The organism is Lactococcus sp. SK2-659 (genome assembly GCF_020218185.2).
GTDB classification, from domain to species: Bacteria; Bacillota; Bacilli; order Lactobacillales; family Streptococcaceae; genus Lactococcus; species Lactococcus lactis.
This window is the reverse complement of record NZ_JAIWQZ020000002.1, coordinates 85,063-97,390: the sequence shown is the minus strand read 5'-3', so window position 1 is coordinate 97,390 and position 12,328 is coordinate 85,063. Positions and strand designations below refer to the sequence as shown.

8 protein-coding genes, 7 tRNA genes and 3 rRNA genes are annotated in these 12,328 nt (G+C 41.1%); 13 read left to right on the top strand and 5 right to left on the bottom strand.

What is annotated here, in order from left to right:
- Window positions 1–143: 143 nt before the first annotated feature.
- Window positions 144–959 (top strand): pur operon repressor, encoded by an 816-nt coding sequence (gene purR, locus LDP15_RS07595; RefSeq protein ID WP_010906422.1) that lies wholly within the window; start codon window positions 144–146, stop codon window positions 957–959.
- A gap of 49 nt (window positions 960–1,008) precedes the next feature.
- On the opposite strand, the gene lepB is transcribed toward purR, so the two are convergent.
- From lepB to LDP15_RS07575, 4 genes are all read right to left on the bottom strand, one after another.
- The gene (gene lepB, locus LDP15_RS07590) at window positions 1,009–1,635 is read right to left on the bottom strand and encodes a signal peptidase I (protein WP_012898725.1); all 627 of its coding nucleotides are present in this window, start codon (window positions 1,633–1,635) and stop codon (window positions 1,009–1,011) included.
- An 11-nt stretch (window positions 1,636–1,646) separates the two neighbouring features.
- Window positions 1,647–2,525 (bottom strand): ribonuclease HIII, encoded by an 879-nt coding sequence (rnhC, locus tag LDP15_RS07585; protein WP_015427243.1) that lies wholly within the window; start codon window positions 2,523–2,525, stop codon window positions 1,647–1,649.
- Between the two features lie 144 nt (window positions 2,526–2,669).
- Complete coding sequence (locus tag LDP15_RS07580) at window positions 2,670–3,341, bottom strand: ABC transporter ATP-binding protein (protein ID WP_015427242.1); 672 nt, start codon at window positions 3,339–3,341, stop codon at window positions 2,670–2,672.
- An 8-nt stretch (window positions 3,342–3,349) separates the two neighbouring features.
- Complete coding sequence (locus LDP15_RS07575; RefSeq protein ID WP_042230664.1) at window positions 3,350–4,420, bottom strand: ABC transporter permease; 1,071 nt, start codon at window positions 4,418–4,420, stop codon at window positions 3,350–3,352.
- A gap of 369 nt (window positions 4,421–4,789) precedes the next feature.
- On the opposite strand from LDP15_RS07575, the gene rplM reads away from it, so the two are divergent.
- From rplM to LDP15_RS07515, 12 genes are all read left to right on the top strand, one after another.
- Window positions 4,790–5,236, top strand: a complete 447-nt coding sequence (gene rplM / locus LDP15_RS07570) for a 50S ribosomal protein L13 (protein WP_010906417.1) — start codon at window positions 4,790–4,792, stop codon at window positions 5,234–5,236.
- Between the two features lie 19 nt (window positions 5,237–5,255).
- Window positions 5,256–5,648 (top strand): 30S ribosomal protein S9, encoded by a 393-nt coding sequence (gene rpsI / locus LDP15_RS07565; RefSeq protein ID WP_004254378.1) that lies wholly within the window; start codon window positions 5,256–5,258, stop codon window positions 5,646–5,648.
- 407 nt (window positions 5,649–6,055) lie between these two features.
- Window positions 6,056–7,602: ribosomal RNA gene (locus LDP15_RS07560) — 16S ribosomal RNA — on the top strand.
- Between the two features lie 93 nt (window positions 7,603–7,695).
- Window positions 7,696–7,768, top strand: a tRNA-Ala gene (locus LDP15_RS07555).
- A gap of 138 nt (window positions 7,769–7,906) precedes the next feature.
- Window positions 7,907–10,807 (top strand): 23S ribosomal RNA (locus tag LDP15_RS07550).
- A gap of 82 nt (window positions 10,808–10,889) precedes the next feature.
- Window positions 10,890–11,005, top strand: a 5S ribosomal RNA gene (gene rrf / locus LDP15_RS07545).
- Together the 16S, 23S and 5S rRNA genes with 7 tRNA genes alongside form the textbook arrangement of a ribosomal RNA operon.
- 3 nt (window positions 11,006–11,008) lie before the next feature.
- Window positions 11,009–11,081, top strand: a tRNA-Val gene (locus LDP15_RS07540).
- A 35-nt stretch (window positions 11,082–11,116) separates the two neighbouring features.
- Window positions 11,117–11,197 (top strand) — tRNA-Tyr (locus tag LDP15_RS07535).
- Window positions 11,198–11,203: 6 nt separating this feature from the next.
- Window positions 11,204–11,274: transfer RNA gene (locus LDP15_RS07530), tRNA-Trp, on the top strand.
- A gap of 10 nt (window positions 11,275–11,284) precedes the next feature.
- Window positions 11,285–11,357 (top strand) — tRNA-His (locus LDP15_RS07525).
- 6 nt (window positions 11,358–11,363) lie between these two features.
- Window positions 11,364–11,435 (top strand) — tRNA-Gln (locus LDP15_RS07520).
- A 12-nt stretch (window positions 11,436–11,447) separates the two neighbouring features.
- Window positions 11,448–11,531: transfer RNA gene (locus tag LDP15_RS07515), tRNA-Leu, on the top strand.
- Window positions 11,532–11,661: 130 nt separating this feature from the next.
- Here LDP15_RS07515 and LDP15_RS07510 read toward each other — a convergent pair.
- Entirely contained in the window at window positions 11,662–11,955 is a 294-nt protein-coding gene (locus LDP15_RS07510) for a hypothetical protein (protein ID WP_003131256.1), read from the bottom strand.
- Window positions 11,956–12,328: the final 373 nt, after the last annotated feature.

The following is a 12,328-nucleotide window of genomic DNA, read 5'->3' as shown; positions in this document are numbered from 1 at the left end:
ATATTGATTTTAAAATGAAATGTTACTGACAGAAAAATATTTTATGAATCTGAAATTTGTCAGTAAAATTGTTTCATGTGAAACTTGAATGTTCGGAAATGCCATGCTATAATAAGCTTATCAAATAGGAGATGAGATAATAAATGAAAAGAAACGAACGTTTAGTTGATTTTACAAATTTTTTAATTAATCATCCCAATCAAATGCTAAATTTAAATGAATTAAGTAAACATTATGAGGTAGCCAAATCATCTATCTCAGAAGATTTAGTATTTATCAAACGTGTTTTTGAAAACCAAGGAGTAGGTCTGGTTGAAACTTTCCCAGGTAGCCTTGGAGGAGTTCGGTTTACGCCTTACATTACTGACGAACGTTCGTTGGAAATGAGTCAGGAAATTGCTGAACTTTTACGTGAAGAAAATCGAATTTTACCTGGAGGATATATTTATCTGTCAGATATTTTAGGCACTCCATCAAATCTTCGTAAAATTGGTCAAATTATTGCTCATGAGTATCATGAAAAGCAAGTTGATGTCGTCATGACTATTGCCACAAAAGGGATTCCAATTGCTCAGTCAGTTGCTGAGATTCTAGATGTTCCTTTCGTAATTGTTCGTCGTGACCCTAAAGTGACCGAAGGAGCAACGCTTAATGTAAATTATATGTCAGGTTCAAGCTCTCGTGTTGAAAATATGACTTTATCCAAACGGAGTCTTTCAATTGGTCAAAATGTTTTGATCGTTGACGACTTCATGAAAGGCGCAGGAACAATCAATGGAATGAGAAGTCTTGTTCATGAATTTGATTGTTTACTTGCCGGTGTTGCCGTTTTTCTTGAAGGACCATTTAAAGGTGAGCGATTGATTGATGATTACAAATCAATCTTGAAAGTTGATCGAATTGACATTGCTAACCGCTCAATTGATGTTCAATTGGGAAATATATTTAATGACAAATAAAAAAGTTACTGACAGGATATTCTGTCAGTAACTTTTTCTATTTATTCACTTAAAAGAAAGAAATTTTGTTGAGTGGCCACACTCGTAATTTCGCTTCACCAACAATTGCTGAACGCTTGAAAGTTCCAACTGCGCGACTATCTTGAGAAACTACCCGATTATCTCCCATCAGGAAGTATTGTCCCTCAGGAACTTTTACTGTGAAGGTTGGATTACCGGTGCTGTCAGTGGTAAATGCTTTGGTGCTTTGAGCTAAACTAACAAACAAACTGCGGTTTTGTTCACTGAGTGCATTTGTTAAAGGATACTTACCGTAAGTTTTTTCCAACTGACCGTCAGCAAGTTGTTTTTGATAATCTTTGAGATAATTTTCTGGATAAACTTTGTTATTGATTGTGAGTTGGTCATGGTCGAATTTTATAGTATCTCCGGGCATTCCAATGACACGTTTCACGATATCTTTAGTTGAACCATCGGCTGTTTCTTCTTTGGCAACAACAATATCAAAACGATTAATGGTTGATTTTCTTACAATAACCAGACGTTCTTTGTCAGCTAAAGTTGGGTCCATTGAATGACCATCCACAACAACAAGTGACCAAAGAAAGACACGTGAGAGAAGAATAGCGATAATTATAAAGAGAAATAATCCCCACTCTTTTAAAAATTTCATCATAATTTTACTTTCTATAATTGAGCGATTTTAATCGCTTTTTGTGTATTAGCAAAATGAAGTTTTGCTAACTGATTCAGAGCATCAACTCCCTGACTTTTGATAATTTGTGCTGCAATTTTGTCAGATAAATTTCCTGCTCCACTGGGTAACGTGAAACCTGATTCTTTAGATAATTTTTTTAGATTTTCTAAAAAAAGATAACGAGAAATAATTGAACTGACAGCAACAGCCAGAAACTGATCTTCAGCTTTTGTCAGTAAAGTTACCGTTGTCAGCGGATGATTTTGCTCTTTATTAACATATTTTTTATAATTTGCTTCCGTTGTGAAAGCATCAATAACAATATTTTCAGGCTTATGACCTAATTGTTTTTCAAGAAGATAAATGGCTTGATTATGGAGAGCAACTTTAATGCTGACAGCATTATAACCAGAAGCAATCACCTCATTATACTTGGCAGGTTCAACCACTAAAGCAACATGTGGAATTCTATCAATCAATTTTAGAGCAATTTGACAAATTTTTTCGTCAGTTAATTTTTTAGAATCAGCGACTCCAATTTCCTTTAGAAAATTCAAGTTTTCTTCACTGACAAAACTAGCAGTAACCATTAAACCACCAAAATATGACCCGTTGCCCACCTCGTCAGTCCCAATAAGATTTGTTTGTTTTTGAGGAACGACTTGAGCAATATGACCAAAGTCACTCGCTAATTTTTCAGCCTCGTTTCCTTGAAAAACAACTTTTCCAGAAGTATAAACCGAGATAGAAGTTTTCCCAACCTTGGCAAAAAAAGTGATGTAAGGATTTTTGGAAACTTGCTCATAGGATTTGTATTTCTCAGCGAGCTGTTGGCGTTCTTTAGTCTCTAATTTTAGAACAATATTCATAAGAACATTCTACCATAAATTAGCTATTCTAGAATAAGAATCCGACCATTTATTAAAAATAATTTCTTATTAGAATCTATTATAGCAAACATGTTGTAAAATAATGAAAAAAGTCTTCATATTCTAAATACGAAGACCTCAAAGTTAGTCAACTTTCTCACTTAAACGCCCATCTTCCATCAGATAAACTTTGTCACAATAATCAACCAAACGTAAATCATGAGTGACCATAATTGTTGCCTTATTTTTTTCTTTTGCTTCCTTAGCTAATATTTTAACCACTTCATAAGCTTTTTCAGTATCCAAACTTGCGGTCGGTTCATCAGCCAAAATGATTGTAGGGTCATTATATAAAGCACGAACAATAGCTACCCGTTGCCGTTCCCCACCAGAAAGTTCCTCAGGATATTTATCCACCAATTTTTCAAGCCCCAAACGGTTGAGTAAGTCTAAGCCTGCTCTATTTTCTTTTGCCTTATTTACCTTGTCAACCAATTGAAGTTGTTTCTTAACTGTTAGGAATGGCACGAGATTAGAAGCTTGTAAAATAAAACCAATTTCTTCAAAACGAACCTTAGCGCGTGCTTTCTCCTTTTTTTCATTTAAAGCTCGGCCATTAATCCAAATTTCCCCAGAAGAAGGACTTTGCAGTCCGCCGGCAATAGTAAGTAAGGTACTTTTCCCAGAACCTGAGGGGCCAATGATTGCCGCAAACTCACCCTTATCAACAGAGAAATTAGTTTCTTTTAAAGCCTCTATTGTTTCATCCCCATCCTTAAAAGATTTTTTGACATTTTTTAATTCAATAGCTTTCATTATTTCTCCTATCCAATCGCTTTTAGTGGATCAATTTTGACAATTGCTCTGACAGAGAACAAAGCGCCCACAATTGCAACCACAATCATTAAAAGGGTAATCACTCCAAAGAAGAGGAGATTTGTTTGAAAAGGAACAGCTTCCGGTAAAATTAACGCAGAACCTAAAGTGGCTAACAAACCAATTAATACCCCACTAAAAGCTAAAATAAAAGTTTGAGCGATGACAGAATTACTAATAAAGCGACTGGAAATTCCCTGAGCCTTCATTACACCAAAAATCGCTATTTTTTGCATTGTCAGAACATAAATAAAGATTCCAATGACAACCGCAGCAATAACCACTAGAAAGCCAATCATGAAACCAAAGGTCAACACTTGTGCACTATAACCAGGAAGTTTATCTATAAATTTACTGATAGATAATTTTTGGAGCCCTTTAGGCTGTTGGCTAATTTTTCCGCGCGTGACGATAGCATTGTATGTAGTTTTAGGTTGAAAATTGGAATTTGAACCATAACGAATTTGTTGGAAAGTATCTAAAGAAGTATAAAGCACAGGTGAAATATTGAATTTAGCATTATCTGTAAAGCCAACAATAGTCAATGCTTCATTATTGGTTGCTAATTTAATTTTATCACCAAGTTTATAATCATATTGATTTTTAAAACTAATATCAGCTACTACTTCGCCCTTATTTTTAAAATCCCTCCCTTCAATAATATTGGGATTTAAAAATTCATTTGAATTAATTCCAAAAAAACTGACATTATTTTTTTTACTTTCATCATTGGCATCATAAATAATCCCAGCAGTTTGAGCGAGAACTGCCTTTTCTTTCGCCTTCACCTGGCTGGCAATATCTGAATCAATCATTGACATATTGAGAGAATCATTGGCTTTCTCAGATAAAAAAATATCAGTTGCTTTCCATTTATCAACTGCCATTCTATTTTCTTGAGCCAAACCATAGGCCAAACCAGATAAGAAAAACACAAGATAGGAAATCAAAAACATGACACCAATTACGAGAGCATATCTTAATTTTGAATGTTTAATTTCATTAATTGCTAAAAACATCATCGAGCTCCTATTTTCTATATAAATCCCAAAAATTTCTGAGGACTAACTGAATAAAAGGACTTGTATTATATAAACCCCTTTTAAAAAAGTCTATCATAGTTCAAATGGAAGTGCTACCATAATGCTTGTAGCAAAAACCACAAAGAAACATTTGAAAAGATATAAAACTAAAAAATACATAATCCACGAAAAGAAGTAAATAAAGGGGGTATAATCCCTAAAATGTCTTGACAAACCCAGGAATAATATGATATGATGATAAACGGTATTGTTTACCCCATTTTTGTGGCCCCGGAAACCCAAAAATACTTTGCAGGACTCTTACACCTGCTGTAAACAAATTCTAGTAAAAGGAAAATAACCAAAATGATGAAAACTACATTCATGGCTAACGCTCAAAACGTTGACCGTAAATGGTACGTCGTCGATGCAACTGATGTTCCTCTTGGACGTCTTTCTGCAGTTGTCGCAAGCGTACTTCGCGGAAAAAACAAACCAACATACACACCACATACTGATACAGGTGATTTCGTAATCGTTGTTAACGCTGAAAAAATCAAATTGACTGGTAAAAAAGCAACTGATAAAGTATATTACTCACACTCACTTCACCCAGGTGGATTGAAATCAGTTACTGCTGGTGAACTCCGTGAAAAAAATGCTGTACGTTTGATTGAAAAATCAGTAAAAGGTATGCTTCCACACAACACACTTGGACGTGCTCAAGGCATGAAACTTAAAGTGTTTGTTGGCGCAGAACACACACATACAGCTCAAAAACCTGAAGTCCTTGACATCACAGGTTTGATTTAATCAGGAAGGAACGAACATAATGGCACAAGTACAATATGCCGGCACAGGCCGTCGTAAAAATGCAGTAGCACGCGTACGTCTCGTACCTGGTACTGGTAAAATCACAGTTAACGGACGTGAAGTAGAAAGCTACATCCCACACGCAGACATGCGTCTCGTTATCAACCAACCATTTGCAGCTACACAAACAGAAGGTAGCTACGATACACTCGTAAACGTAAATGGTGGTGGTGTATCAGGTCAAGCAGGAGCTATCCGTCACGGAATCGCTCGTGCATTGCTCCAAGTAGACCCAGACTTCCGTAGTGCTTTGAAACGCGCTGGACTCCTTACACGTGACGCCCGTATGGTTGAACGTAAAAAACCAGGTCTCAAAAAAGCCCGTAAAGCATCACAATTCTCAAAACGTTAATATTATTCATATATCAACGTTTAAAACACTTCCATATGGAAGTGTTTTTTTGTATTAAATTTATACCTAGAAAATTTGTAAATTCTCTCATACAATATCCAAAAGGTAAAATAATAAACCCCAAAATTACATTTTCTATAAAAACTGTAGATTATAAAACATGACAACCGTGGGGTTTTCCGGATGTAAGATAAAAAAAGTCGTAAAAGCCACAGTTAATTCTTGACAAGATTAGGTAGGTTTGATAGAATATAATAGTTGTCGCAAGAGACGAGGGTCTTGAAGCGATAAGCTAGACCATTGAAAACTGAATAAAGAAGAATGACTCATGTGATGTAGTAAGATACATCAAAAATCTGTCAATCAATAATGAAAGACAAGCCAGTCACTTCGGTGACTTAAATACTTTATTTGAGAGTTTGATCCTGGCTCAGGACGAACGCTGGCGGCGTGCCTAATACATGCAAGTTGAGCGCTGAAGGTTGGTACTTGTACCAACTGGATGAGCAGCGAACGGGTGAGTAACGCGTGGGGAATCTGCCTTTGAGCGGGGGACAACATTTGGAAACGAATGCTAATACCGCATAAAAACTTTAAACACAAGTTTTAAGTTTGAAAGATGCAATTGCATCACTCAAAGATGATCCCGCGTTGTATTAGCTAGTTGGTGAGGTAAAGGCTCACCAAGGCGATGATACATAGCCGACCTGAGAGGGTGATCGGCCACATTGGGACTGAGACACGGCCCAAACTCCTACGGGAGGCAGCAGTAGGGAATCTTCGGCAATGGACGAAAGTCTGACCGAGCAACGCCGCGTGAGTGAAGAAGGTTTTCGGATCGTAAAACTCTGTTGGTAGAGAAGAACGTTGGTGAGAGTGGAAAGCTCATCAAGTGACGGTAACTACCCAGAAAGGGACGGCTAACTACGTGCCAGCAGCCGCGGTAATACGTAGGTCCCGAGCGTTGTCCGGATTTATTGGGCGTAAAGCGAGCGCAGGTGGTTTATTAAGTCTGGTGTAAAAGGCAGTGGCTCAACCATTGTATGCATTGGAAACTGGTAGACTTGAGTGCAGGAGAGGAGAGTGGAATTCCATGTGTAGCGGTGAAATGCGTAGATATATGGAGGAACACCGGTGGCGAAAGCGGCTCTCTGGCCTGTAACTGACACTGAGGCTCGAAAGCGTGGGGAGCAAACAGGATTAGATACCCTGGTAGTCCACGCCGTAAACGATGAGTGCTAGATGTAGGGAGCTATAAGTTCTCTGTATCGCAGCTAACGCAATAAGCACTCCGCCTGGGGAGTACGACCGCAAGGTTGAAACTCAAAGGAATTGACGGGGGCCCGCACAAGCGGTGGAGCATGTGGTTTAATTCGAAGCAACGCGAAGAACCTTACCAGGTCTTGACATACTCGTGCTATTCCTAGAGATAGGAAGTTCCTTCGGGACACGGGATACAGGTGGTGCATGGTTGTCGTCAGCTCGTGTCGTGAGATGTTGGGTTAAGTCCCGCAACGAGCGCAACCCCTATTGTTAGTTGCCATCATTAAGTTGGGCACTCTAACGAGACTGCCGGTGATAAACCGGAGGAAGGTGGGGATGACGTCAAATCATCATGCCCCTTATGACCTGGGCTACACACGTGCTACAATGGATGGTACAACGAGTCGCGAGACAGTGATGTTTAGCTAATCTCTTAAAACCATTCTCAGTTCGGATTGTAGGCTGCAACTCGCCTACATGAAGTCGGAATCGCTAGTAATCGCGGATCAGCACGCCGCGGTGAATACGTTCCCGGGCCTTGTACACACCGCCCGTCACACCACGGGAGTTGGGAGTACCCGAAGTAGGTTGCCTAACCGCAAGGAGGGCGCTTCCTAAGGTAAGACCGATGACTGGGGTGAAGTCGTAACAAGGTAGCCGTATCGGAAGGTGCGGCTGGATCACCTCCTTTCTAAGGAATATATACAAAGACGTGAGCATTCAACTTTATTCAGTTTTGAGGGGTTTAGTGATAAACCTAAGCAAGAATCAACTTCTTGATTGTGGGGCCTTAGCTCAGCTGGGAGAGCGCCTGCTTTGCACGCAGGAGGTCAGCGGTTCGATCCCGCTAGGCTCCATTGTCAGACAAGACGTTAAAATCACTTGAACATTGAAAACTAAATAACAATATCTAATAACGATAAATAAACCAAAAGCTGTGAATTTTAAAGAATTTACAAACTTATACTTGAAAAACGATGATTATAAATCATCATGGCAAAGTTAATAAGGGCGCACGGTGGATGCCTTGGCACTAAGAGCCGATGAAGGACGTGACTAACGACGATATTCTAGGGGGAGCAGTAAGTACGCATTGATCCCTAGGTCTCCGAATGGGGAAACCCAGCTGCTACTAGCAGTTATTCATGAGTGAATACATAGCTCATGTAAAGGTAACGCAGAGAACTGAAACATCTAAGTACCTGCAGGAAGAGAAAGTAAAAACGATTTCGTAAGTAGCGGCGAGCGAACGCGAAGAAGGGCAAACCAAGAAGCTTGCTTCTTGGGGTTGTAGGACTGCAACGTGGACTTAAGCATTATAGTCGAATAACCTGGGAAGGTTAATCAAAGAGGGTAATAATCCCGTAGACGAAATAGCGCTTATACCTAGCAGTATCCTGAGTAGGGCTGGACACGCGAAATCCAGTTTGAATCCGGGAGGACCATCTCCCAACCCTAAATACTCCTTAGTGACCGATAGTGAACCAGTACCGTGAGGGAAAGGTGAAAAGAACCCCGAGAGGGGAGTGAAATAGCACCTGAAACCGTGTGCCTACAAGAAGTTCGAGCCCGTTAATGGGTGAGAGCGTGCCTTTTGTAGAATGAACCGGCGAGTTACGTTATGATGCGAGGTTAAGTTGAAGAGACGGAGCCGTAGGGAAACCGAGTCTGAATAGGGCGACTTAGTATCATGATGTAGACCCGAAACCTAGTGACCTATCCATGAGCAGGGTGAAGGTGTGGTAAGACGCACTGGAGGCCCGAACCAGGACACGTTGAAAAGTGTTTGGATGACTTGTGGATAGCGGAGAAATTCCAAACGAACTGGGAGATAGCTGGTTCTCTCCGAAATAGCTTTAGGGCTAGCGTCGAAATGTAAGTGTATTGGAGGTAGAGCACTGTTTGGGTGAGGGGTCCGTCTAGGATTACCAATCTCAGATAAACTCCGAATGCTAATACACATGTTCGGCAGTCAGACTGCGAGTGCTAAGATCCGTAGTCGAAAGGGAAACAGCCCAGACCAACAGCTAAGGTCCCAAAATATATGTTAAGTGGAAAAGGATGTGGGGTTGCACAGACAACTAGGATGTTAGCTCAGAAGCAGCTATCATTCAAAGAGTGCGTAATAGCTCACTAGTCGAGTGACCCTGCGCCGAAAATGTACCGGGGCTAAACATATTACCGAAGCTTTGGATTGATATTTTATCAATGGTAGGAGAGCGTTCTTAACCGCGATGAAGGTATACCGTGAGGAGTGCTGGAGCGTTAAGAAGTGAGAATGCCGGTATGAGTAGCGCAAGATAAGTGAGAATCTTATCCACCGTAAGACTAAGGTTTCCAGGGGAAGGCTCGTCCGCCCTGGGTTAGTCGGGACCTAAGGCGAGGCCGAAAGGCGTAGTCGATGGACAACTGGTTGATATTCCAGTACTAGATATGATCGTGATGGAGGGACGCAGTAGGCTAAGAGATGCCAGTTAATGGATTCTGGTCTAAGCAGTGAGGTGTGAGATGTGTCAAATGCATTTCTCTTTAACATTGAGCTGTGATGGGGAAGCAACTACGGTTGCGAACTCTCTGATGTCACACTGCCAAGAAAAGCTTCTAGCGTAAAGTCATATCTACCCGTACCGCAAACCGACACAGGTAGTCGAGGCGAGTAGCCTCAGGTGATCGAGAGAACTCTCGTTAAGGAACTCGGCAAAATAGCCCCGTAACTTCGGGAGAAGGGGTGCTGGTGTAAAAGCCAGCCGCAGTGAATAGGCCCAAGCAACTGTTTATCAAAAACACAGCTCTCTGCTAAACCGCAAGGTGATGTATAGGGGGTGACGCCTGCCCGGTGCTGGAAGGTTAAGAGGAGTGCTTAGACGTAAGTCGAAGGTATGAATTGAAGCCCCAGTAAACGGCGGCCGTAACTATAACGGTCCTAAGGTAGCGAAATTCCTTGTCGGGTAAGTTCCGACCCGCACGAAAGGCGTAATGATTTGGGCACTGTCTCAACGAGAGACTCGGTGAAATTTTAGTACCTGTGAAGATGCAGGTTACCCGCGACAGGACGGAAAGACCCCATGGAGCTTTACTGTAGTTTGATATTGAGTACCTGTAAGTCATGTACAGGATAGGTAGGAGCCATTGAAATAGGGACGCTAGTTTCTATTGAGGCGTTGTTGGGATACTACCCTTGACTTATGGTTACTCTAACCCGCTGGCATAATCGGCCAGGGAGACAGTGTCTGACGGACAGTTTGACTGGGGCGGTCGCCTCCTAAAGAGTAACGGAGGCGCTCAAAGGTTGGCTCAGATTGGTTGGAAATCAATCGTAGAGTGTAAAGGTAAAAGCCAGCTTGACTGCGAGAGCTACAACTCGAGCAGGTAGGAAACTAGGACTTAGTGATCCGGTGGTACCGCATGGAAGGGCCATCGCTCAACGGATAAAAGCTACCCTGGGGATAACAGGCTTATCTCCCCCAAGAGTTCACATCGACGGGGAGGTTTGGCACCTCGATGTCGGCTCGTCGCATCCTGGGGCTGTAGTCGGTCCCAAGGGTTGGGCTGTTCGCCCATTAAAGCGGCACGCGAGCTGGGTTCAGAACGTCGTGAGACAGTTCGGTCCCTATCCGTCGCGGGCGTAGGTAATTTGAGAGGATCTGTCCTTAGTACGAGAGGACCGGGATGGACTTACCGCTGGTGTACCAGTTGTTCCGCCAGGAGCACGGCTGGATAGCTATGTAGGGAAGGGATAAGCGCTGAAAGCATCTAAGTGCGAAGCCCACCTCAAGATGAGATTACCCATTCGTAAGAATTAAGAGCCCAGAGAGATGATCTGGTAGATAGGCTGGAAGTGGAAGAGTTGCGAGACTTGGAGCGGACCAGTACTAATCGCTCGAGGACTTTACCAAAAGAGTCAAATATAAAAAGCTTAAGGTTAAGCGTTAGAAGAATTGTTATTTAGTTTTGAATGTTCAAGGTAACATTTAATGATTTGGTCATCATTGCGATGGAGATACACCTGTTCCCATGTCGAACACAGAAGTTAAGTCCATCTACGGCGGAAGTACTTGGGGGTTGCCCCCTGGGAGATAGGCGAGTGGCCAAGTTTTGGGAGTTTAGCTCAGCTGGGAGAGCATCTGCCTTACAAGCAGAGGGTCAGCGGTTCGATCCCGTTAACTCCCATTGGTTGTTTCAGCCATTAAGTGAATAAAGAGTTTGGAAGGGTAGCGAAGAGGCTAAACGCGGCGGACTGTAAATCCGCTCCTTCGGGTTCGGGGGTTCGAATCCCTCCCCTTCCATAGAAAACGGGCATCGTATAAAGGTAGTACAAAGGTCTCCAAAACCTTTAGTGTGGGTTCAATTCCTGCTGCCCGTGTTTCATTATGGCGGATGTGGTGAAGTGGTTAACACACCGGCTTGTGGCGCCGGCACTCGCGAGTTCGATCCTCGTCATCCGCCTTTTAATGGGGTATAGCCAAGCGGTAAGGCAAGGGACTTTGACTCCCTCATGCGTTGGTTCGAATCCAGCTACCCCAGTTGTTATGTTTCGCCGAAGTGGCGGAATAGGCAGACGCGCCAGACTCAAAATCTGGTTCCTTCACGGGAGTGCCGGTTCGACCCCGGCCTTCGGCATAACATAAAAGCTAACATGCCTATTGTTAGCTTTTTTTATATAATTAATTAGATTATTTTATAGTTAATAAAAACTACTGAAAACTATTGAATTCGGTAGTTTTTTATTATATTAAATAAGTTTTTGAAATCAGGAGAAGCGTAAAGCCTGAACTGAGAAGCTTGCTCCAGCAATGATAAAAATATAGCCAATAATCAAGGATTTGAGAATATTTCCGTCGCCATGAACGATTAGAGGAATCAAAAATCCTGCTAAGCACAGAATTGGGGTCCATGTTCTAGTTGCTAGATTATGCCAAGCTAAATAGAAAATTAATAGTGAAAGAATCGTCCCTACAGCTAGAAGTAAAATCAGTAGTGTAGAGTTGATTGCTGTTAAATTCCCATTTATCCAGAAGACACCATGTTTTAGTATCTCATCCACCTTTCCTCGGTAAGTCCCATCTATATCATACCTTTGCCAATCTACTTTAAAAAATGTGTGGTTAAAAATAATATAAGTGATGGTAATAATTAGTGAAAGGATAGAATATAGTAATAAGATCCATCTTTTAATATTATTTGGTTTGTTTATAAAATTTTTCATAGTTCTCCTTAATTATAAAAAACGATATATTCAAACTATTTTGAATATATAGCATAATATTAGCACTTGATCAATAACATGTCAAAGAAGTTTGTGTATTTTTAATATAAATGCCATTATTTAATCAAACGTAGTATGTATAATAAGTTTCATCTAATGAAAAAATAGATAAACTGACCTATTTATAATAGGTCAGTTTTATTTTATAGTA

Bases quoted from the DNA above. Each gene is read 5' to 3' on its own strand.
- purR (WP_010906422.1), top strand. From the start codon at position 144: ATGAAAAGAAACGAACGTTTAGTTGATTTTACAAATTTTTTAATTAAT.
- lepB (WP_012898725.1), bottom strand. From the start codon at position 1,635: ATGATGAAATTTTTAAAAGAGTGGGGATTATTTCTCTTTATAATTATC.
- rnhC (WP_015427243.1), bottom strand. From the start codon at position 2,525: ATGAATATTGTTCTAAAATTAGAGACTAAAGAACGCCAACAGCTCGCT.
- LDP15_RS07580 (WP_015427242.1), bottom strand. From the start codon at position 3,341: ATGAAAGCTATTGAATTAAAAAATGTCAAAAAATCTTTTAAGGATGGG.
- LDP15_RS07575 (WP_042230664.1), bottom strand. From the start codon at position 4,420: ATGTTTTTAGCAATTAATGAAATTAAACATTCAAAATTAAGATATGCT.
- rplM (WP_010906417.1), top strand. From the start codon at position 4,790: ATGATGAAAACTACATTCATGGCTAACGCTCAAAACGTTGACCGTAAA.
- rpsI (WP_004254378.1), top strand. From the start codon at position 5,256: ATGGCACAAGTACAATATGCCGGCACAGGCCGTCGTAAAAATGCAGTA.